Below are 22,904 nucleotides of genomic sequence, written 5' to 3'. Positions count from 1 at the left end.
ACAAACAAGGAATTAGATAGTTTCTACCTTAGCCAACACCTGTTCTTGGCGCTTGCGCTTCATTGCTTTTGCGCCTAAAGCTGCAGTTGCTAATACAGCAATCACAGAAGCGGGTTCAGGAACTTTTGTCGCGCCACCAGAAGATCTAGGATCAATCTTGATCAACTGTCCTCCTCGTTCCCCAGCTACGAGTCTGGTACGGTTTGAAGTATATAAATCGCCATCAGGACCGAAAAATAAACCAGAAGCTGCCTCTAGTCCATTACCACTCCAAATAGTTTGGCGAGTTCCATCCTTGGCTATTTTGATGATAGAACCACTGATATCACCTGTGATCACACCACCCTGTTGAATGCCCTTCCATTCTGACTGATTGATGTGTTGCAAGGCATACAAATTGCCATCAGAGTCGTATGTCACGCCAGTCAACTGCGTAAAGCCATCAGCAAGGACTTGTGTTTGCAAAGTATCGGGGTCAACTTTAAAGATACGTGCTTCATTTTCTGGATAAGGAAAATAAGTGTATTCACTTAAAGTCAAACTTCCATCCGGGGCAACTACGATACCTGTTGGCACTGATTGGTTTGATACTGGAAGACCATTGGGAGCAATTGTATAACCTGGAGGTGGTGCTGCGCCTCCTGTTGGGTCTGTTGTTCCCTCAGGAAGAGTTGGGAATTGCAGTTGATCTGGTGATATGCGTTTCTGAGGTATGGCTGCTACATTCTTAATACCGCTGCCATCCAGTGCCACGGAATATATCGAGTTTCCACCCCCATCAACGACGTAAGCATTATCACCCTTAATTGCAAAAGCATAGGGGTTGCTAATCAAATCAGTGCCATCAGGATTATATTTAGCTTCGTAGTTTGCAAAATCGGCAAGAGTTGTCAGCGAACCGGTTTTTAAGTCTACTTTGTATAATTTTCCGAGATCGGGGCTTTGCAAGACGGTATCGCGTTGGTTCGGATTGCCAGCCAAGCCAGTTAGAAGATAAGCGTTGCCTTTGGAATCAAATTTGAAGTCAGCAGGACCGGCAGCTTGTTCGCCAGAGGGAACTAACGCTATGGATGTAAGGTTTGAAATTACATTTGTTTTTGTACCGTCCTTAGCAATTTTGACCAGGGTACCATTACTCCCAGCACATAAAGGGATGTATTGCGCGCTAGGTGATGCGATACATCTTCCATCTTTTCCGTCACCTCCGGCACCACTCTCTGTCAGATAAATACTGCCGTCAGGAGCAAAGTCAAGATTCCGTGGGTTGTTAAGCTGGTCAGCAACTACTGACAGCGATGCTGCTCGTGCAGCTTGGGTTCCACAAGCAACAGCGGCACAAACGGAGAAAACTGTAAGAGCAAATGACTTGAATTTCATAGTTATTTAGATTGAGATCGAGTGTTGGTAGTTGTGGAATGTTGTACGGTGTTAGAGATAAAGAGTCGCAGTGACTAGGATGTGGAAATCAAGCATCTACCGCGACAGTCCCTCCAAGTTCAGAGGAACTGGTATTGCACCCGCTTGAAACTTGTTGTTAAAATTGCAGGAATCTCGTTCTTGTGTTGAGCACAGACTATTGTCTTTTACTCATCAAACAGACCTTGGATTCTCAATTCTTATGACTTGCCCTTTTCCTGGCAGACCGCCTCGGTTGATCACATAAAGAGCATCATCAGGACCAATAGTCAGTGCACTTGGTGCTTGTAATCCATCACCACTGAGAATAGTTGTGCGAGTGCCATCCTGTGCTATTTTGATCAGACTTCCATCCAGATTTCCTTTCCAGCCAGAGGAATTCATGTGTTGCAATGCATACAAGTTGCCTTGCGCATCGAAAGCCAAGTCAATCAGTTGTGTAAAGCCATCAGCATAAACTGTTAGTTGACCATCAGCATCCACTCGGTAGATTTTTGCTCCACCTTCTGGGAAAGGAAAACCAGTGAATGTACTGATGTAATAAGCACCATCTGGACCTTTGGCAATTCCTGTAGGTACAGATTGAATCGTTATTTGCGATGGTGTCGCATTACGATAAGCGCTGGGAGGTGGTACGTGTCCCCGGTCAAAATTTTGCGAGTTAAAACCAGGAAAAATTGGATTAATAACCGGCTGTTGGGGAAGTACAGCGATCGCCTCCAAATGACTTCCATCGGTGCCTACACTCAGCAAATCGTTTGCACCCGGATCAACAACAACAATCTTGTCGCCATCTATTAAAAAAGCCAGGGGATTACTGACGACATCGCCTCCGTCAGGATTATGAGTCAGTTCATAGTTGGCTATATCGGCAACAGTAGTCCACGAATTCGTCTGGAAATCGGGAGTGATAATTTTTCCTAAGTCAGTCTCACCAAATGTGCTGTCGCGTAAGGCAGGATTTGCAGCGTACCCAACGAGAACATAAGGCTTGCCTGTAGTATCAAATTTTATATCGTGAGGACCAGCGGCTCCAGTACCATCTGGAAATGCCAAGGAAGGGAGTCCAGTGACTATACGTTCTATTGTAGCATTATTTACTCTTAAAATAGCACCAGTTGTGCCAAAAAGTAAAGAACCTTGACCACTAGGTGATGGAACGCTAGCTCCATCTCCCCCCGTCCCTGCTTCTGTAATATAGAGACTACCGTCAGGACCAAAGCTTAGACCTTTCGGATTGTCAAGACCATCGGCAAGTACCGTGAAAGACGTAATAGTAAGTTGTTCCAGTTTCATGTGTCACAACAGAGGTCGGCTTTAGATTTTATGTGTAGAACTCCCATTGCTCATAACAAGCAATGGCAGCGTTTTCACCCTGAATATATAAAGTTATTTATTTGTTATTAGTTGTTAGTTGTTAGTAATTAGTTGTTTTATTAACCACTAACTACTAACAAGTCACTACTTAGCCTGCGGCATATAGCTCAAACCTTGAGCTAATGTATTAAGGTTGCCAGCTTTGCCTTCCAAGATACGCTTGATATTCAAGCTCTCAGAGCCAAAGTCTTCGATTTGGAGTTTACCGTGAGGTAGTTGCTCACCTGTTTTCCAGAAGGTGATTCGATGCTGGATGAAACCAGGAGCTTCTGGATCCCGGAAAGCATGGGAGGTTGGGATTAGCAGCACCGGAGAGCGCTGATAAAATCCGTAGTCTGGATAAAAGAACTCGTGCTCCAGCAAGTACGATTTGTTAACAGCTTGCAGGCGCTGAGTGACTTTCACCTTTTGACCATATTCATCGCGAAACTCTCCAGACTGACCAGAAATTTCGCCATCGGCTCGCAGTAGGTGTGCCCAATCATCCATGTTTTTGAGGTCTGACAAATACTCAATCCCCATTTCTATTGGGGCATTAACATAGATGGTGTCGGTGTCAACGTAGTAACGTCCTTTTGCTGCGGTCTTAAGACCAGCTTTGCGTTCCAAATTACCTTTAAGAGAACGACACTCGGAAGTGTGTACCGTGTGAATTCCCTCCATAATCAAGGGACTGCGCCGCTTGGGATCAACAAAGCTGACCCAGTGTAAGTACACACCCTTTTCATCGGTTCCCGGCTCAACGTAGTCAGCAGGAAAAAGGAGGACAGGGTAGACCTGATAATATTTCTGATACTCTAACCCGCAGTGCCACTCAATGCCGTAAAAATTGGGATGATCCAGTCTTTCGACATGATAATAGAGCTTTGTCTGGTAGCCAGAGGCAGTTCCGAGCCAGGTATCTTCGTCGATTTGCTCTTCCATGCGGCTATAGAGAGTCCACTCGCCTAAGTTTTTTAGCTCGGCAAGGTATTCAAAGGCACTCTCTGGAGTCGTTTCGATGTAGGCAGATGTTCCAAATGTATTTCTTTCAGTTACCATTTGTCACTCCTTTAGACCACAGCTAAGGTCTTGAGATGTCTGGCTTTGAGGATTCTGTCTTCTGCCAACTGCTTAGAAGCATCGTTGGTAGTGATGTCCTGCTTTTGCGCTCTATCAAAAATTTCAAGCAGCGTGTCGTAGATGTTATTCACTTGCTTGAAAGCTCTTTGTTCGTTGTAGCCAATCATTTCGTTGTAAACGTTGATTAGCCCACCTGCATTAATAACGTAATCTGGAGCATAAAGAATTTCTTGTGCTGCAAGCATTTGACCGTGGAGTACTTCTACTCCTAGCTGATTGTTGGCAGCACCAGCAATAACTGAAGCTTTAATGCGAGGAATCGTTTCACTATTGAGAATTCCGCCTAGAGCACAAGGGGAAAGTACATCGACATCCAGAGAGTAAATTTCATCTGGCTCCACAACTGTGGCACCAAAAAGACGTTTAACTTGCTCTGTTTTATCTGGACTTATATCGGTAACAAATAGTTTTGCTCCATGTTCGTGCAGGTGTCGGCAAAGATTTTGACCGACATTTCCCAAACCTTGAACTGCAACCCTCAACCCTTTGAGGTTTTCGGTTTGTAAACGAAATTCAACAGCAGCCTTGAGTCCTAGAAAAACTCCCCATGCGGTCACAGGAGCTGGTCCGCCTGAGCGCTCTTCTACCCCTACAACATATTGGGTTTCTTTGCTGATTGTTCTGACATCTTCCGGGGTCAAATTCACATCTTGACCTGTGATAAATCGTCCTTTAAGACTTTCGACAAAACGTCCGTAGGCTCTAAATAGGTCTTCTGTCTTATTTTCAGGATTAGCAATAATAACTGCTTTGCCTCCACCAACTGGAATATTAGCACAAGCAGCTTTGTAAGTCATACCACGACTGAGACGAAGAGCGTCTTTTAACGCAGCAGCCTCACTGGCATAAGGCCACAATCGTGTCGCCCCCATTGCGGGTCCCAGACTCGTGTCATGGATGGCAATGATTGCCTTAATATCTGGGTCTTTTCCATGGCAGAAAAGAATCTGCTCATGACCCATCTCTGTAACAGTTTCAAAAAGGTTCACCACTATCTCCTCGCTCACCGATATATCACCTATGTGTTTGTAGTAAACGCCGTTTGCGCTTACTACAAATTGATTAGGCATTTGGAAATGATACTTGTGGAAATGACACGTGCAATTCAGTCTTTTGAGCCGGAGTTGACTTGACTCCTTGTGATGCCAGACCGGCGTTGCGTCCTTTGGAAGGTGCGCGTCTATCTGGGTTAATCACGACATCGATAACGATCGGACCCGTGGCTACCATTGCTTGCTCTAACGCTGAGAAAAGATCCATTTCTTTGTTGATGCGGATTCCTTCGGCTCCCATAGCGTGAGCAATCGCTGCAAAATCTGCTTGCGGAATTGATGCATCTGCACCTTTGAGTCCCAACATTTCCATACCCTGGTGGCTCATGTTGTAACGAGCATCGTTGAGGACAATCCAGACGGCAGGAATTTCGTATTTCACAGCTGTGCTGATTTCATTATTCATCAGCATTGCCCCATCCCCAACGATGGCGACTGCTTTGCCATTGCGTGCAGCAGCTGCTCCGATAACTCCCGCAGCAGCATGACCCATAGCCCCAACTCCGGTGCTGATTCGGTAACGATTTGCGTTTGCAAATCGCAGTAAATGTGTTGACCAAAGGAACGAGTTACCACACTCCGCCATGACTATGGCATCAGTGCCATCGATGATCACCTTTTGAATAGCTTCCATCAACACCTCTGGTCTGACTGGAGAGTCTGAACCTGGTTGAATTGTCTGACCTTCAGGACGAGGGAGCGATAAAGCTGTTACGGATGCACTGGCGAGATGCTCATCATGTTGCAACAGCGCTTGCAAAAATGCTTTGATGTCTGATTGGATAGCGAAGGTTTCCGCTTCTGGATATGCAACTCCTGGCACTGTTGGATCGATATCGACATGCACGAAGCCTCCTGGGGGAACCAATGCTTCATTCCAGAAGGAAGTTGGTTCGCTAAGGCGCGTTCCCAGCACAAGTGTTCGTAAAGGTGTTTGCTGTTGCATATAGGTCATGACGGAACCATGACCTCCCAAGCCTGTCACCCCAACAAATTGAGGATGATCTTCGGGAAAGATACCTTTACCACGGGGTGAACATATAACTGCTGCCCCGGTTCTCTCGGCGAGTTGGAGAATTTCTTCTGCTGCGCCACGGGCACCAAAACCAACCCAAATGGCAAACGGTCCTTCTGATAGCAACTGTGTACATTTAACAATTGCTTCAGTATGTGGCACTACCAAAGAACAATCCATTCCTTGGAACAATGGCATTCTATCAAGCGGACTTGTTTGCACAGCAGTGGGAATGCTCAAATGGGCGACAAAGGCTCCTGGTTGGGACAAACCCAGAGCCAGTTTACGAAAAATTTGTGGGAGTTGTGCACCACTCTCCACAGTGGTAGCATAGTTAAACAGCGTTCCTGAGGTAAAAATTCCCTCAGTTGGCAGAGTGTGGCTGCTGGTTTCCTGTATTGCCCACCGTCCGCGCTGTGGTGAGGAGGTGCAAGCTGACAGCAAAATCACTTTTGCACCCTCACCCCGAGCAGCAAATAACCCAGTCAGAGCGTTGGTTATACCTGGTCCAGCGGTTGTAAAAACTACGGTGGGACGACCAGTCGCGAAGTACGCTTCAGCTGCTGCAAAAGCAGCTCCGGCTTCATGACGGCAGTTCATTACTTGTAAGAGGCTATTCGATAGCGAGCCCCAAAGACCAGCCATCGCACCTCCATTGACGCCAAAGGCGCAGCTGACTCCCAAATCTTCCATCATATTCGCGATCGCATCTGCTACAGTTGGCGATCGCTTTTGTGCAACGGCTGCACCATTTGAGTGACCATTGGAACTACCATTTGTCTGGTCTTTGGAAGAGTCAGTTGGTTGGTACACGTCGTATGGCTGAGTGCCGACTAGAGAGTTTGTCTGAGTATAGTTTTGGCTCATTGCGTCTACATATTCCCTGATTATTGGAGAGGCTACCAGTTATATTTCTCAGGCTGCACTCGCACACACAGCCTTAAGTATCCCTTATGTCACCATTTTTTCTACATTTTCACGACCCAGTTTGACGAACACTGGGAAAGGCGAGTGATCGCTTTTTCGTCAGTAAAAAAACTTGTTGCGAAGAAGTTAAACAATTGAGGCTGTGCTTATGGAAACAAGACTACAAAAGCTAGATACTTTACTGCAATGAAAAATCTTTTGATTGAGTTGTCAGATTTTTTGTTTGTACTAAATATGATATGTACGACTCTTTGAACAACTTTTCTCTACCTTTTGGTACTTTACATCGGTCATTCAGTTACTTTTTTAACATGTCTTAATTATGACTTGAAAGTAGAGTTACCTAAGAAAAACTAAGGACAACCAGTGAACATAAGCACAAAAAATAGCGTTCATCGTATTTTTAATAAAATTTTAATGTTTTGCCTGATTCTGCTTGAAAAGTGGAATAAATTCTAGTGCTGTTGCAGCACAACGCCCTTTAAGTAGAAGTTTGCTTATCAAAAACACTTCTTTCGGTTCTACTATAATCAATCTCAAGATAGATAAGTATTAGCCTATACATATTTTGCCAGGATTAGGGTATTTCTTTTGACAGATGATCTTGTAAAATATTTTGTAGTTGAATTCATAGAAGAGTAAATTAAAGAAATTAGGTTAACTAGAAACAATTCAGCCATGAAAATCTATAAATTTGTCTGCTCTTTACTCAAATTAAGTAAGTTAACTGTATTGCGTGTTTTTAGTCACTATATTCTAGAAAAGTACACAGTAGTAATACAGTTATTCATTTTGCAACTAAGAAGCTGATATGAGTGCTTAAACTTATACGAGGTAAAACTAGTAAAAATGTTCAAAAGGAAATATTCTGCTCATCGTTGTTAAAGGCTAAGATTTATACTTGAATGTTTTCTGTATTTGATTTTTCCACTGTCATTTAACAGAGCGTTTAAGCAGCGGTACTGTCAGCTATCGTGCTTCAGGGTGATAAAAATGAATTTTTTTGACTTTTACATTAAGTTATATTAAGATACTTATAGATTTCATAAGTTAAAGTTAGGCGACAGATAAAACGTAACACCAAATTTCAGAAATTTTGATAACAAGTCCCAAAAACGCTACAGTGCTAATTTATACTTTTTTTGTCAGGTCAGTAGAGGGTGATGAGTTTTGGTGAATATTATGCTATTTGATACTAGTTCTCAATCGGTGCTACAGCCGGAAGAGGAATTGAAGCTAGCACAATTTCTTATTAACCAGGTTGCGGATGCTGCTTTCAGTGTGGGATTAAACGCACAAATTCTCTACGTGAATGATGCCATGTGCCGTATGAGTGAGTATTCCCGTGAGGAACTACTCTCGATGACACTGCAAGATATAGATGTAGACTTTTCGGCACACAATTGGTCAGACAAATGGATAGCACTCAAGGAAAAAGGTTCCCTCACCTTTAAATTTAGATATCAAACAAGAACAGGTCGAGTCTTTCTAGTAGAAATGAATCTTACTTATATAGAGTACCAAGGCAAAGAATTTGGCTGTGCCTTTGCTCGTGATAGTAGTGATGAATTAGTAGGCTTGAGCGTACAACAGTATATTGACAGAACCTCTGATCCAAAAGAAGAGTTCGAGCAAGAAGTTATTGAATATCAAAGAACACAAACAGAACTAGAAACATCTCTTTCCCTACTTCGCTCGACGTTAGAATCCACTGCAAATGGCATAGTTGCAGTGAATTTTGAAGGAGAAATTCTTTGCTACAATCAGAAATTTCTGGAGATGTGGCAATTCCCAAACTCGGTTAGTCTGTCTAAAAAATCTCACCGAGCAAAAGGCTTTTTTGAGAACCAAGTTAAATATCCAGAGATTTTTCGTCAGGCTGTTTGGGAAATGCCTAGTCAATCGGATAAACAGAGCTATGACTTGGTGGAATTGAAGGATGGGAGAGTCTTTGCACATTACTCTGAGCCACAACGGCTTGGAGACAAAATTATCGGTAGAGTATGGAGTATATGGGACGTTACTGAGTCCAGAAAAACAGAAGAAGCACTTAGGCTCAATGAAGCCAGATTTCGTACTTTGGCAGAAACTACAGAAGCTAGTATTTTCCTAATTTGCGACAGTCGCATTTGCTATGCCAATTCTGCAGCAGAGGTACTCACTGGCTATCCAAAAAAAGAATTGTTCAATAACTTTAATATAGACCGACTTATTACAAGCAAAAAGCTTAGGCAGGTTCACAAGCAGAATGGAGCCGGCTACAGTGAATATCAGGAGATGCAGATTAGAACAAAAAATGGTGTGGAGCGCTGGCTAGCCTGTACAGTAGGAGTACTGGATGGAATGCTGGATTTCGCAAGAAAGCCAGTCGAATTACTGACAGCCATTGATATTACAGATTATAAGCAGGCAGAATCGGAGCTTCATCAAGCTCTTGAGCATGCAAAGCGACTGAGCGAACTCAGAGAACGTTTTGTTTCTATGCTTTGCCATCAATTCCGCACTCCGCTCAACATTGTCTCATTCTCTGCTGATTTACTCAAACGTCATATTCACCAATGGACTGAAGAAAAAAATCGTTCGTATCTGGATTTGATTACAGTTGCTGTTCAGCAAATTAGTGAATTATTAGACGAAATTCTATTGTATGGTCAGGCAGAATCTGCAAGATTGGAGTGTCAGCCAAGACAACTCAACCTGGAGAGGTTTTGCACAGATATCCTAGCACAGGTACAGATAGCAGGCGGTAACCAAAAAGCTATCAACTTTGTCAGCCAAGGTAACTGCTCTACTGGTTATTTAGATCCAAAACTGCTACAGCATATATTAACTAATTTACTCTCGAATGCTATCAAGTATTCACCTACTAGTAGCACGGTGACTTTTAGACTTTACTGTCAAAACAATCAAGTCGTTTTTCAAATTGAAGATTCAGGTATTGGTATTCCAGTAGTGGATCAACAACAAATATTCGAGCCATTTTATCGTGGCAGCAATATTGACAATATACCAGGAACTGGATTGGGTCTATCGATTGTTAAAACTCTCGTAGATCTACATGGCGGTGAAATCACCGTGGAAAGTGTGGTTGGTGTTGGCACGACTTTTACTGTCAATCTACCAACGGTTAGCTCTTAACTCTTAGCTAAAAGACATCAACATCTACCAATTGGACATGATAAACAAATCGTCACAAAAAATTCTGATTATTGAAGATAATGCCATGAGCCGTAAGATCTTTTTAGACGGTCTTGAGGCGGAAGGTTTCGACACCATAGGTGCTGAAAATGGTACTATTGGTATCCAAAAAGCACAAGAGCATCTACCCGATTTAGTGATTTGCGATATTATGATGCCGGATATGGATGGTTTTGGCGTTCTCAGGATGCTGCGCCAAGATCCTGTGACTGCAATTATACCGTTTATTTTTCTAACTGGTAGCGCCAGTAACGAATCTCTTCGCAAAGGTATGGAATTGGGAGCAGATGACTATCTTACCAAGCCTTGTACAGTACAGCAGTTACTCAGAGCTATAGCAGTCAGATTAGAAAAGCAAGTAAAAATTATGCAGTACTGGTATACTGCATGCTGCCAGAATTTTTCAGCACCCGTCGCACCAGACACAGCTTCATCAGTGGACTCAGAATCTATCTTTCCTTCTGTACCGCAACTTAAAGAAGTTTTCGACTATATAGAGGCAAATTATGACCAAGGTATCACTCTGTGTGACGTAGCTGAAGCAGTTGGTTACTCTTCGGCTTACTTGACTAACAGAGTTGGAAAAATCACAGGAGAAACAGTCAACAACTGGATTGTTAAGCGCCGGATGTCAGCAGCACGTTCTTTACTCCAAGATACTAACCAAACAATCGAGCAAATTGCTTTAGCACTCGGCTATCAAAATGCGTGTCATTTTTCCCGCCAGTTTCGTCAACATCACGGTATCCCTCCTCAAACCTGGAGAAAAGAGCATCAACTGATTCGCAATTCCAAAGTCGGAGATTATAAAACTTCACTGAATCTATCGCAGTCCTAAATCATAAGCCTACGCGCACGCTACAAAAAATGTGAAAAACAAAACAAAATCCCCGACTTCTCTTACGAAGTGGGGGATCTGTATTTTTCGCATCGGCATAGATAGGCATAGATAGATCCCACATTCCGCAGGTTAATTAACAAAAGAGGTAAAGACCGTTACAAGTTTTACTGATGTCTTAACCTTTTGCTATCTACTTCTTAATGTTACTAAGATAATTTGATGATGCTGAATACAAATTAATACAAATAGCAATGACGATCATTTCAGAATCTGCGCTTCTTCATAGAAGGAATGCGCAATATTGTCGTTTGTACATCACGAATTGCCCCGAATCTAAAGCTTGTCTTTGCAGTTGATACACTTATTCAGGCGAATATTATGGTAACCACTAATACAGTCCGCTTTTCACAGTTCAATGCTTCTCTAAACCGCAGCGCAGAAGGTCAGTTAGTCACTGATTTGTCTACCCCTGATAATGCTCAAGCAAAAGCTGTTGCTGAAATTATCCAGCGTAATAACCCAGATGTGCTGCTGATTAACGAGTTTGATTACAATCAGGCAGATCCTCTTTCGCCAGTCCGACTCTTCCAGAAAAATTACTTAGGTGTCAGTCAAAACGGGGCAAACGTAGTTGACTACCCTTACGTCTACATCGCACCCTCAAATACTGGTATCCCATCTGGATTTGACTTGAATAACGATGGTACAGTCGTCACAACTCCTGGTACACGAGGATATGGTGACGATGCGTTTGGCTTTGGCGAGTTCCCTGGTCAGTACGGCTTGTTGCTGCTGTCGAAGTACCCCATCGACACTGCTAATGTACGGACGTTCCAAAACTTCCTGTGGAAGGATATACCAGGGTCACTCTTGCCAACTATTGCTCTTCCTGACTCCCAGACACCTTGGTACTCAGAAGAAGAACAAGCCGTGTTACGTCTTTCTTCCAAAAGTCATTGGGATGTTCCAATTACAGTCAATGGCGAGACAATTCACGCTTTGGTCAGCCATCCGACACCCCCGACGTTCGATGGTCCGGAAGACCGCAATGGTAAACGCAACTACGACGAAATTCGTTTCTTTTCAGATTACATTACTCCAGGTAAAGGTGTCTACATCTACGACGATGCGGGTAAAAAAGGTGGTCTTGCTGCTGGTTCACGCTTTGTCATTATGGGTGACCAAAATGCAGACCCCTTTGATGGCGACAGCTACAACAACGCTATCCGGCAATTATTGCTGAACCCCAATATCAATACAAATTTCATCCCTTCTAGTTCCGGTGGTTCACAGCAAGCTATATTACAGGGTGGAGCAAATCTGAATCATCGCGGTAACTCTGCTTTTGACACAGCAGACTTTTCGGATACGAATCCTGGCAATTTGCGGACAGACTACGTATTACCTTCTGCTGACTTAAACATCACAAACTCAGCCGTTTTCTGGCCCCTCAATACTGACCCACTGTTTCCACTGGTAGGCACTTACGACTCTAGTTTATCTGGTGGTTTCCCCAGTTCCGACCATCGTTTAGTATGGGCTGATTTGCAGGTACCACCCACGGAAGCAGGTAAGACAATTCCGGATGTAAACTTCTCAGGACAAACAATCTTCCCCACTGGCTTTATCCCGAATGGTGCGGCTGGAACCGTGGATGGAAAAGAAACTCCTGTTGGCGGATTGTCCGGAGTCACATACGATGCAGCAAATAATCGCTTCTACAGTATCTCAGATGACCGCTCCCAAATTGCTCCCGCGCGCTTCTACACATTTACCCTAGAAACTGCATCTCCTCAAAAAACCGACTTGAGTGTCACATTCACAGATGTGACTACCCTCAAAGATGAGAATGGTAAGGAGTTCCTACTCAACAGTCTCGACCCTGAAGGCATTGCTTTAACCAAGAATAATACGGTATTCATCTCTTCTGAAGGAGAGGTGAACGTCAGTGCAGGTCGAGTGACAAATCCTTTCGTCAATGAATTTTCTCTCACCACAGGACAGCAAGTACGTTCCTTACCTGTTCCTAGTAAGTTTCTTCCCGTTGTACAAGATACTAATGGAAATGGTGTTATCGATGCTGGCGATACTCAGATTTCAGGTGTTCGCAACAACTTGGCATTTGAAAGTCTCACCATTACGCCTGACCAAAAGACTTTGTACACAGCAACAGAAAACGCCCTGTTCCAAGATGGTCCTACTGCGACACTGACTGATGGAAGCCGTTCTCGTATCTTACAATATAACTTGGTGAGCGGACAGCCAGAGAAGGAATATCTTTATAAGACTGATGCGATCGCCACTCTACCAAACCCCACGACAGGTTCAGGTGATAATGGCTTAGTAGATTTACTCGCACTTGATAACCGAGGTACACTACTAGCATTGGAACGCTCTTTCTCCGCAGGAGTTGGCAATACCATCAAAATTTACGAAGTCAGCTTGCAAGGAGCAACTGACATCAAGTATTACGATTCTCTTAATAATTTAAGTGCTGAACAACTAGCAGATATCAAACCTGCCGAGAAGCGTTTGGTGTTAAATCTCAACTCGCTGAATCTACCCACAGGTACAGATAATATTGAAGGCATCGCCTTTGGTCCAAAACTGGATGATGGTCGTCAGTCCATCGTTTTGGTGAGTGACAACAACTTTAGCCAGACCCAATTTACTCAAATTCTCGCTTTGGGTGCAGACTTAGTTCCTACCGTCGCGCCTACAGTGGAAACCCGTCCTGACTTGTTGAATGACCCAAATTTACCACGCGACCAACGCGCAGACGCGGATGACCCGGCTATCTATGTAAATTCCTCTAATCCAGAACAAAGCCTAGTACTCACAGCAGTGAAAAATGCAGGCTTACGAGTTTATGACTTGTCTGGTAATCTCTTACAAGAGTTCAATCCAGGTAATATCCGTTACAACAACATTGACCTGCAATACGGCTTTAAGTTAGGCGGTGATTCTGTTGATATTGCCGTAGCGACAGACCGCAACAACGATAAGCTGGCTATCTTCAAAATCAATTCCTCTCCCAGCACCTCGGGTCAATACCTGGAAGATATCACAGATAGCAGTATCGGTACTTTGTTCCAATCATCACCCTTTGAACCTCCCTACTCACCATCATCGCGGAGTGCTTATGGCATAGCTTTGTACCATAGTCCTGTGACAGATGATTACTACGTCTTTGCCAATCGTAGAGAAACTGGAGATGTTGCACAGTACAAATTGATTGACACAGGAAATGGTAAGATTGGTGCTGAAAGAGTACGTAATTTCACAGTACCTACAACTGCTGGACGTGATGCTCAACTTGAGGGAACAGTAGCAGACCAAGAACTCGGTTATCTTTACATTGGTCAAGAAGATGTAGGGATTTGGAAGTATCAAGCAGAACCAAATGGAGGCACAACTGGTACGCTGATTGACAAAGTGAAAGACTTAGGCGGTAGCTATGTGGAAGACGATGTGGAAGGACTCTCCATCTATTATGCTAAAGATGGTACAGGTTATCTGCTAGCTTCTAGTCAAGGTGACAGCACCTTTGTAGTCTACACTCGTGAGGGTCAAAATGACTTCGTAGGTCGTTTTGGTGTTGGTAACAACGGAGGAATTGACAGCGTTCAAGAGTCAGATGGTGCAGATGTTATCAACGTGCCGTTGGGTCCCAACTTCCCGTATGGTGTATTCATTACTCAGGATGGCAGAAATTTGCCTGCTAAGATTGTCGATGGTGAAAACGTCAACACCAACTTTAAGTTTGTTCCTTGGGAGAACATTGCTTACGCCTTCCCTAACCCGTTGACAATTGACACCAGCAGCTACAACCCCCGCAATCCTAATACTAACCTCGTGAATGGCAGTGTTAGCAGCGACATTACCCAATCATCTTCTGTTCTACGGGTAGATAATAATTTGACTGGCGATGTGACTTGGTGAGTACTTCATCATTAGAATTTAGCCACAAGCAGTAAAGTTGAGTAGACACAAAGACACATTGAGTATTGCTGTTTTTGTGTCTTTTTGTACGAGTTTACGACCCTACCTGTAGGACTTGCACTTCTTCTCCAGCAGGAATAAGTGTCGTACCCACTGGTAGAACAGCTAAGCCGTTGGTTTGAGCTAAATTAATTAAGTTCCCAGAATTTTGAAGTCCACCTGCTGGCTGAAATTCGTAAACTCCATTTTTGACGTACAACTGACCCCAAACATAAGTTTCACGCTTACCACCAGAACACAACTCCTGACGCGTCAGCGCTTTGAGAAACACTGGTTCCCAACCATGAGCAAGTCCTGAAAGTTTTTTGATGGCTGGTTGTACAAACCGCCAAAAAGTCACCAAAGCAGCAACAGGGTTTCCTGGCAAACCAAAGTACAAAATTGGACGTGGATCATTTTTAAATGTAGCAACTGTCAGGGGTTTACCAGGTTTGGTCGCAACAGCACGAACGTGAATTTCGCCTCCCAGTGACTCTAGAATTTGCTCAACATAATCATAATCTCCCACAGAGACACCCCCCGAAGAGATTACGACATCAGCGTGAGCAATAGCGTAAGCGATCGCTTCCTTGAGTGCTTCTGGTTTATCCTTAACAATTCCTAACATTATAGGTTCGGCACCAATCTGTCGAATCAAAGTTGCTAGGGCATACTGATTTGAATCTACAATTTGACCAGGTTGCAACGGCTTGTCAGGTGTCACCAGTTCATCTCCTGTAGAGAAAATAGCAACACGAGGACGGCGAAAAACCTTCAGTTGAGTACATTGAACTGCAGTTAATACAGCAATTTCTGAAGCCTTCAACGGAATCCCTGCTGGTACTAATTGTGTCCCTGCTCGGTAGTACATTCCCCGTTTTCTCACAAATTCTTGCAGTTTTGGGGCTGTAAGGATAATCACACGATTTTCTTCCCTACGTGTTTTTTCTTGCATCACAACTGTATCTGCACCCGCAGGCATGACTGCACCTGTAAAAATTCGCGCCGCTTGCCCTGATTGAATAGTAGATTTCGGTTGAACCCCAGCAGGAATTTCTTCAACAATCTCTAAAACTGCTGGCTTGTCCTCGCTACAATCCTGTACATCTTCGTATCGCACTGCATAGCCATCCATTGCTGAGTTGTCCCAGTGGGGAAAATCTAGTTGACTAGTCACCTCAGATGCTAAAATGCGATCTGCGCAGAGCGCAGCAGCGAAGCTATCGCCTGCGAATAACAAATCAACCAATTCTGTATCCTGTTGAGTATTCAGGGGTTGTACTAAATTGAAAATAATGCCTTCTGCATCGCTTACTGATAGCATAATATTGCCCTCGTAATAACCTAACCAAAAAACTTTCCAAGCACAAAACTGAAACTATCAAAACACCAAGATCGTCTCAACTCGACCCCATTAGACGACATGAGTTACATTGTGAAAAGGTCAATGTAGATGCAGCAATTAGTTTACTACTTGCTGGTTAATTACTAAATGAGTTCTAGCCTCAGAGCTTTTCTCTCACTTATTACTATTTTATACTGCGGCTGCTGAGGAGGAATTTTTAAATAAAGTTTCCATAAAGATTGTATAAAGCAATGCCATTATTACTGATAAACCCTTAACAACAGTGACTACTGACACAGCACAATTCATACAGCTAGTTCAACATTATAATAACGTCGTCATTATGTTTCGCTGCGAAGAACCACCCCAAGTTCAGTTCACAGCGGTAAAATAACTTTATTTTATGAATAAGGCATCAATTAACATTCTTTTGGTAGAAGATAATCCCAGCGATGCCAAGTTGCTGCAGCAAACGCTTTGGCATTTAGGCAAAGAAAAATGGCATGTGGTACATTTGGAGCGTCTCAGTGATGCGCTTAGTGCCTGTAGCAAAAGGGTTTTTGATATAGTTTTGTTAGACCTTTCTCTACCAGATTCTCAAGGATTAAAAACCTTAGCAAAATTTTCTACAGCAGCACCAAACGTCCCAATAGTGGTGCTAACGGGGTTTGACGATGAAGACATTGCTTTACAAGCAGTGGCTAATAGTGTACAAGATTATCTGGTAAAAGGACAAATTACGCCTAAGTTACTAGAGCATGTTATTCGATATGCTATCGAGCGGGGACAAATTCTTAATCAACTACAAGAATGTCAGCATCGCTTGCGGGGAGTTTTTAAACAAACACCTCAATCGATAGTGCTGGTCACATGTTCGGGGATGATTGTGGAAATGAACCAATCTGCCCTAAATTTGTGGGGTACTCAACAACAAGATTGTGTTGGCAAACCGTTGTGGGAACTTGAAAGCTGGAATTTATCTTCCGCAAATCCAGGGTGGTTGAAAAGTATCATTGCCAAAGCTGCTGATGGTGAATCTCTCCGCCATGAATTGCACTTACGCGGTGCAAACGATGCGATGCTGTGGATTGACTTTTCCGTCAGACCCTTAAAAGATGAAACTGGAAAAGTGGTGCTACTGATTGTCGAAGCTTGGGATATTAGCGAGCAAAAACGCGCTGAAGCAGAGATGATCAAAGCATGGCAACAGGAACGAGAACTCAACGAAATGAAATCTAGCTTTGTTTCAATGGTTTCTCATGAGTTCCGCAATCCGATGTCCGTGATTCGCACAGCAATAGAATTACTCGAATCATATAACCATCAGTTGTCTGACCCGCAAAGGAGTAAATACTTTGGCAAAATTCAAACTGCCATACGTCAGATGCAGCAATTATTAGATGAAGTTTTATTTTGGGGCAAGAGTGATGCAGGCAAACTACAATACGAACCTACATTACTAGATTTACAAAACTTCTGTAGCGAACTGACACAAAATTTGCAATTGAGTGCAAATGGAAAACACCAAATTATCTTTAGGTTTCAGGGAAAACCTACTCCAGTTCTTGTGGACGAAAATCTGTTGCGTTACATTTTGACTAATCTACTTTCCAATGCCATCAAGTATTCTCCTCAAGGTGGCGTAATTCAATTTGATGTCATTTGTCAAGATGATACCCTCACGTTCCAAATCCAAGATTCTGGTATTGGTATCCCCATCAAAGACCAACAACTTTTGTTTGAAACTTTCCATCGTGCTAGCAATGTGGGTAGTATTCCAGGAACGGGACTAGGGCTATCGATAGTCAAAAAGTGTGTCGAACTGCATCAAGGTCAGATCTGCTTAGAAAGCCAAGTGGGAGTCGGGACAACATTTACAGTCAAGCTTTCATTGAATCATCAAAGTCCACAGTCCTTAGAACTGATTGAAAGTGGATCAGATTTACAAAGTTTGAACCACAAATCTCATCGGCTTTCTGCGGGAAAGAATGCGTAAGTAACTTTAACATTAAAGTAGAGGGAAAAAAAACCAACCTCCAAACTCTCTATAAATACGCATTTTAAATATGTCTATTGAACAAGTTCCTCCCAAACACTATCCTAAGGTTGATTTTGGGCGAAGAGGAATGGCATCAGGCATTGATTTCCTTTGTGTCTCGGTAGTGAGTTCCTTATTAGGAAGTTCTCAACTCGGCGTGCAAATTGTTCAGATACTAGTTTTCGCTATTGCTTGGGTAATTTTGCGGGTTGTTGTACCTTACAACAATCAGGGGCAAAGTTTAGGGCGCTATGCTTTTGATATCAAGGTGTTAGAAATCGAACGGGGTAGAGTTCCTGATTTGCAATCTCTTTTGAAGCGAGAAGGAATAGTTGGGCTTGGCGCACTTCTGGTTTCGATCGCTCTGAGTAACATCATACGTAATCCCACTGCTATACTGCTATTTATTCCGTTGGCAATTGACTGTGGTGCAGCTTTATCTGATACCCAACTGCGGCAAGCTTTGCATGACCGCTATGCCAAGACTATGATCATTTCGTCGCGTCGTGGCTATTCGCTTGACATTAAAATTAAGCGGTTAGTTGAAAAAACACGGCGGAATATGAGATAATAGTCATTTGTGTTAAATCAGTGAACAGGGAACAGGGAACAGGGAACAGGGAACAGGGAACAGGGAACAGAGTCAGCGATTTCTTAACCTCCCTGATAACTGGTAACTGATAACTGCGGCTGGTACTTGATAACTGATAACTGATAACTGATAACTGCTAATTCTCGTCAGAGTCAACGTTTTGTAAGATTATGGCCAAGAGTAAAGGTGCCCGGATAATAATCACACTGGAATGTACTGAGTGTCGTACAAATTCAGACAAGCGCTCTCCTGGAGTTTCGCGTTATACAACGACTAAGAACCGTCGTAACACCACCAATCGACTAGAACTGAAAAAGTTCTGCCCGAACTGCAACAGACATACCGTTCACAAGGAAATTAAGTAACAATGAGCTATTATCGCCGTCGTCTATCTCCGATTAAGCCGGGAGAACCAATCGATTACAAAGATGTTGATTTGCTGCGTAAGTTTATCACTGAGCGAGGCAAGATATTACCTCGACGGATTACTGGACTGACATCTCAGCAACAGCGAGAGTTGACATTATCGATTAAACGTGCTCGTATTATGGCATTGTTGCCGTTTATCAATGCTGAAGGCTAATAATAGTTAAGAGTGATGAGTTAAGAGTAATGAGTAATTGACTCCTAACTCCTAACTCCTAACTAAAATCCAAAATAAAAATTCTGAATATAAATCATTGCGAGGCTTGTGGAGAAGGGGACGCTAGTTGAATTTCGACTTGGTAGCGATCGCCGTTTGGGTGTAGTAGACCGCCCAGACGGCAAAAGTCGTTTCTTTGTGGTAGATGAACGTGGTCAATCCCACAGTCTCGCACCTCGGCAAATCACCTACACAGTGACTGGGGAAACCTACAAATCTTCGCAAATCCCCGGATTCTTAGAGGAAGTCAAGCCTTATTTGGAACCCACCAGTTTAGAAGTCGCTTGGGAATTACTCGTAGAAGGTGGGGAAACAGTGACGCCTTGTGAGATGGCAAATCTACTGTTTTCAGAATCACAACCGCCTCATTGCTACGCAGCGTATTATTTATTATCAGATGATAAAATTTACTTCAAACAGAAGGGAGATGCTTACGAGCCGCGAAGTGCAGCTCAAGTGGCAGAACGCAAACACCAACTAGAGGTAGAGGCACTCAAAGCTAAAGGACAGCAAGAATTCCTGGCAAGAGTAGAACAGGCGCTTAAGGGTGAACCAGTAGAGTGGCAACGCTATGATCGCCACCGCCTAGAAGCCCTAGAAAAATATGCAGCTCTAGTTGCTGATATAGTACGTGTAGGGTTAAACTATGATTCCCTAGCTCGTGCCTATCCTCCCCCAGCATTGGTCTTGGAAACGATGAATATGCTGGGACGTCCCGCAACCCCCCAAGGTGCTTTTCAACTGTTAGTGGACTTGGGTAGCTGGAGTCCCCATGAAAACTTATTTTTACGTCGTTCGTCAATTCCGGTACAGTTCGCTAGTAAGGTATTAGAAGTGTCGCAACAGCGATTGGAATCACATCCACCAGACAGAGATGTCAACCGCCTGGATCTAACCCATCTTAAGGTGTACACAATTGATGATGAAAGTACAACCGAGATAGATGATGGTCTAAGTTGGGAATTACTTCCCGATGGCAAAGAGCGGTTGTGGGTGCATATTGCTGATCCGACGCGCTGGTTGATACCAGAAGATGAGTTAGATTTAGACGCAAGAAAGCGAGGCAGCACAGTATATTTGCCCACAGGCATGGTTCCTATGTTCCCTGAAGTTTTGGCAACAGGACCAATGAGTCTGGTGCAGGGAAAAGTCTGTTATGCCTTGAGTTTTGGGATTATTTTGGATGATACTGGGGCAGTAGAAGATTATAGCATCCATCCAAGTTTTATTAAACCAACATATCGCCTGACTTACGAAGATGTTGATGAAGTGTTGGATTTGGGAGTGGAGGCAGAATCGGAAATTGCGGCGATCGCCAACTGGGCACGACGACGCAAAGCTTGGCGCTATGCTCAAGGAGCAATCAGCATCAACATGCCCGAGGCAATGATTAAAGTCAAAGGCGATAATATCAGCATCGATATATTACAAGACTCCACATCACGGCAATTAGTCGCCGAGATGATGATTGTTGCTGGCGAAGTTGCAGCCCGCTACGGTCAAAAGTATAACATCCCCTTGCCCTTTCGCGGTCAACCACAGCCAGAGTTACCTCCGGAGCAAGAATTGCTACAGCTGCCAGCAGGATTTGTCCGGGCTTGCGCTATGCGTCGTTGTATGCCTAAGAGCGAAATGAGCATTAGCCCCGTCAGACATGCTGGTTTAGGGTTAGATACTTATACTCAAGCAACTTCTCCTATCCGCCGCTACAGCGATTTGCTGACTCACTTTCAACTGAAAGCACATTTGCGTGGTGAAGTGTTGCCCTTTTCAGCCGAACAATTGAAAGAAGTCATGATGACCGTATCTTCAATCACCCAAGAAGTGACAATGGTAGAACGGCAAACTAATAGATATTGGGCTTTAGAGTATCTGCGCCGTCAGCCTGATGAAATTTGGGAAGCAACAGTGCTGATGTGGTTAAGAGAAGATAGTGGTTTAGCGCTGATTTTGTTAGAAGATTTAGGCTTGCAGTTGCCAATGTTATTTAAACGTTCTGTGAAGTTGGGCGAACAGATGTTAGTGAAAGTCTTTCATGCTGATCCTCTTAGAGACGTCATTCAGTTTCAAGAAATTATTTATCAAGAAGCGCAACCTACGGCAAATTCAATGTAATTCCATGCTGTGCGCCTGCTGTTTTGGTAAAGATGGGTGGTCAATAACCTCGTGATAACATGATTTTCTTTGCCGATAGCGCGGATGGGTAGGTGTAGAAAAAAGGGTTAAGAAAAAAATGGTTGGATTGCTTACAGTACAAGGATTTTGGAGAATATTCGATGATAACCCATCCGCGCCCCTTGCCTAGACTGGATTTTAGCGATTTGCCTGTCAATCAATTTACTTTTTTCATGCTATCATTAGATCATCCGCGATTTAGAACCTTGAAAACTTTATATGGTGCAGTTTTCTGAGTACCTCCGTTGAAATTTCTCTTTCTCCCTATTAGGGATTGAAACACCTCATCGAACCGCAGCAACTGTTGCTTAAACCAGTTGAAATTTCTCTTTCTCCCTATTAGGGATTGAAACATCTCTAAAGCCCTCGGTAGCCGCCCACAATAGGTCGTTGAAATTTCTCTTTCTCCCTATTAGGGATTGAAACTACTTAATGATTGAAAATCAAAACTCGCAGTTTTGTTGAAATTTCTCTTTCTCCCTATTAGGGATTGAAACCCAATTCATAATCGACTCGCGGCGCAAGGGAAAGTTGAAATTTCTCTTTCTCCCTATTAGGGATTGAAACACCTCACTGAAACCGACCCCTGGGGAGACAGATATGGTTGAAATTTCTCTTTCTCCCTATTAGGGATTGAAACCTGACCTTTCTCTTCAGCTTTAAGCCTTAACTTTTCTTTAGTTGAAATTTCTCTTTCTCCCTATTAGGGATTGAAACAGCGAGTGGCAGCTTTTTTATTGCCTGATACAATAGTTGAAATTTCTCTTTCTCCCTATTAGGGATTGAAACGTTTCGCAGGGGAGACATCGGGTGCAAACCATGCGTTGAAATTTCTCTTTCTCCCTATTAGGGATTGAAACTATAAGACTTGTGACTATCTCTAGATCTATAACGTTGAAATTTCTCTTTCTCCCTATTAGGGATTGAAACTGAAACCTACTTGTTCTAGGTGAATGACTGCCAATGAGTTGAAATTTCTCTTTCTCCCTATTAGGGATTGAAACCATACTCCCCCTCGTCCCAGTAGGGAGCAAGCCCAAGGTTGAAATTTCTCTTTCTCCCTATTAGGGATTGAAACACGGTAATTGCTGCGGCTCGTAGACCTGGCACTTGGTTGAAATTTCTCTTTCTCCCTATTAGGGATTGAAACGAGTTGATTTGGTTTTCTTTCTGAACAGGACG

The 22,904-nt window shown here is 43.4% G+C and carries 14 protein-coding genes and 1 CRISPR repeat array; of the genes, 8 read left to right on the top strand and 6 right to left on the bottom strand.

Annotated features, from left to right (window positions below):
* Positions 1-12: 12 nt before the first annotated feature.
* From DP116_RS07175 to scyA, 5 genes are all read right to left on the bottom strand, one after another.
* On the bottom strand, positions 13-1,377 hold the full coding sequence (locus DP116_RS07175) for a ScyD/ScyE family protein (protein ID WP_169154523.1): 1,365 nt from the start codon (positions 1,375-1,377) through the stop codon (positions 13-15).
* Between the two features lie 213 nt (positions 1,378-1,590).
* Positions 1,591-2,712 carry a ScyD/ScyE family protein gene (locus DP116_RS07170; RefSeq protein WP_169154522.1) on the bottom strand — a complete coding sequence of 374 codons (1,122 nt, stop codon included), beginning with the start codon at positions 2,710-2,712 and terminating at the stop codon, positions 1,591-1,593.
* 165 nt (positions 2,713-2,877) lie between these two features.
* Positions 2,878-3,834 carry a scytonemin biosynthesis cyclase/decarboxylase ScyC gene (gene scyC, locus DP116_RS07165; protein ID WP_169154521.1) on the bottom strand — a complete coding sequence of 319 codons (957 nt, stop codon included), beginning with the start codon at positions 3,832-3,834 and terminating at the stop codon, positions 2,878-2,880.
* Positions 3,835-3,845: 11 nt separating this feature from the next.
* Positions 3,846-4,904, bottom strand: a complete 1,059-nt coding sequence (gene scyB, locus DP116_RS07160; protein ID WP_169154531.1) for a tryptophan dehydrogenase ScyB — start codon at positions 4,902-4,904, stop codon at positions 3,846-3,848.
* Positions 4,905-4,977: 73 nt separating this feature from the next.
* Positions 4,978-6,849, bottom strand: coding sequence for a scytonemin biosynthesis protein ScyA (gene scyA, locus DP116_RS07155; RefSeq protein WP_169154520.1), 1,872 nt, complete (start codon positions 6,847-6,849; stop codon positions 4,978-4,980).
* Between the two features lie 1,242 nt (positions 6,850-8,091).
* Here scyA and DP116_RS07150 point away from each other — a divergent pair.
* From DP116_RS07150 to DP116_RS07140, 3 genes are all read left to right on the top strand, one after another.
* Complete coding sequence (locus tag DP116_RS07150; protein ID WP_169154519.1) at positions 8,092-10,047, top strand: scytonemin biosynthesis sensor histidine kinase; 1,956 nt, start codon at positions 8,092-8,094, stop codon at positions 10,045-10,047.
* A gap of 37 nt (positions 10,048-10,084) precedes the next feature.
* The gene (locus DP116_RS07145; RefSeq protein ID WP_169154518.1) at positions 10,085-10,945 is read left to right on the top strand and encodes a response regulator transcription factor; all 861 of its coding nucleotides are present in this window, start codon (positions 10,085-10,087) and stop codon (positions 10,943-10,945) included.
* Positions 10,946-11,326: 381 nt separating this feature from the next.
* Positions 11,327-14,890, top strand: coding sequence for a phytase (locus DP116_RS07140; RefSeq protein WP_169154517.1), 3,564 nt, complete (start codon positions 11,327-11,329; stop codon positions 14,888-14,890).
* Positions 14,891-14,984: 94 nt separating this feature from the next.
* Here the strand turns inward: DP116_RS07140 and DP116_RS07135 are convergent, their stop codons facing one another.
* Positions 14,985-16,253: a molybdopterin molybdotransferase MoeA gene (locus tag DP116_RS07135; protein WP_169154516.1), complete on the bottom strand. Its 1,269-nt coding sequence runs from the start codon at positions 16,251-16,253 to the stop codon at positions 14,985-14,987.
* Between the two features lie 424 nt (positions 16,254-16,677).
* On the opposite strand from DP116_RS07135, the gene DP116_RS07130 reads away from it, so the two are divergent.
* From DP116_RS07130 to DP116_RS07110, 5 genes are all read left to right on the top strand, one after another.
* Complete coding sequence (locus DP116_RS07130; RefSeq protein ID WP_169154515.1) at positions 16,678-18,270, top strand: hybrid sensor histidine kinase/response regulator; 1,593 nt, start codon at positions 16,678-16,680, stop codon at positions 18,268-18,270.
* A 70-nt stretch (positions 18,271-18,340) separates the two neighbouring features.
* Positions 18,341-18,883: an RDD family protein gene (locus DP116_RS07125; protein ID WP_169154514.1), complete on the top strand. Its 543-nt coding sequence runs from the start codon at positions 18,341-18,343 to the stop codon at positions 18,881-18,883.
* Positions 18,884-19,074: 191 nt separating this feature from the next.
* Positions 19,075-19,269 (top strand): 50S ribosomal protein L33, encoded by a 195-nt coding sequence (gene rpmG, locus DP116_RS07120; protein WP_169154513.1) that lies wholly within the window; start codon positions 19,075-19,077, stop codon positions 19,267-19,269.
* Positions 19,270-19,271: 2 nt separating this feature from the next.
* Positions 19,272-19,487 carry a 30S ribosomal protein S18 gene (gene rpsR / locus DP116_RS07115; RefSeq protein ID WP_048869186.1) on the top strand — a complete coding sequence of 72 codons (216 nt, stop codon included), beginning with the start codon at positions 19,272-19,274 and terminating at the stop codon, positions 19,485-19,487.
* A gap of 108 nt (positions 19,488-19,595) precedes the next feature.
* On the top strand, positions 19,596-21,662 hold the full coding sequence (locus tag DP116_RS07110) for an RNB domain-containing ribonuclease (RefSeq protein WP_169154512.1): 2,067 nt from the start codon (positions 19,596-19,598) through the stop codon (positions 21,660-21,662).
* Between the two features lie 304 nt (positions 21,663-21,966).
* Positions 21,967-22,872: direct repeats of the CRISPR family, unit length 37 nt; unit sequence GTTGAAATTTCTCTTTCTCCCTATTAGGGATTGAAAC.
* Positions 22,873-22,904 lie beyond the last annotated feature (32 nt).

This window comes from Brasilonema bromeliae SPC951, assembly GCF_012912135.1.
In the GTDB taxonomy this organism is placed as follows: domain Bacteria; phylum Cyanobacteriota; class Cyanobacteriia; order Cyanobacteriales; family Nostocaceae; genus Brasilonema; species Brasilonema bromeliae.
This window is presented reverse-complemented; position numbering and strand designations above follow the sequence as displayed.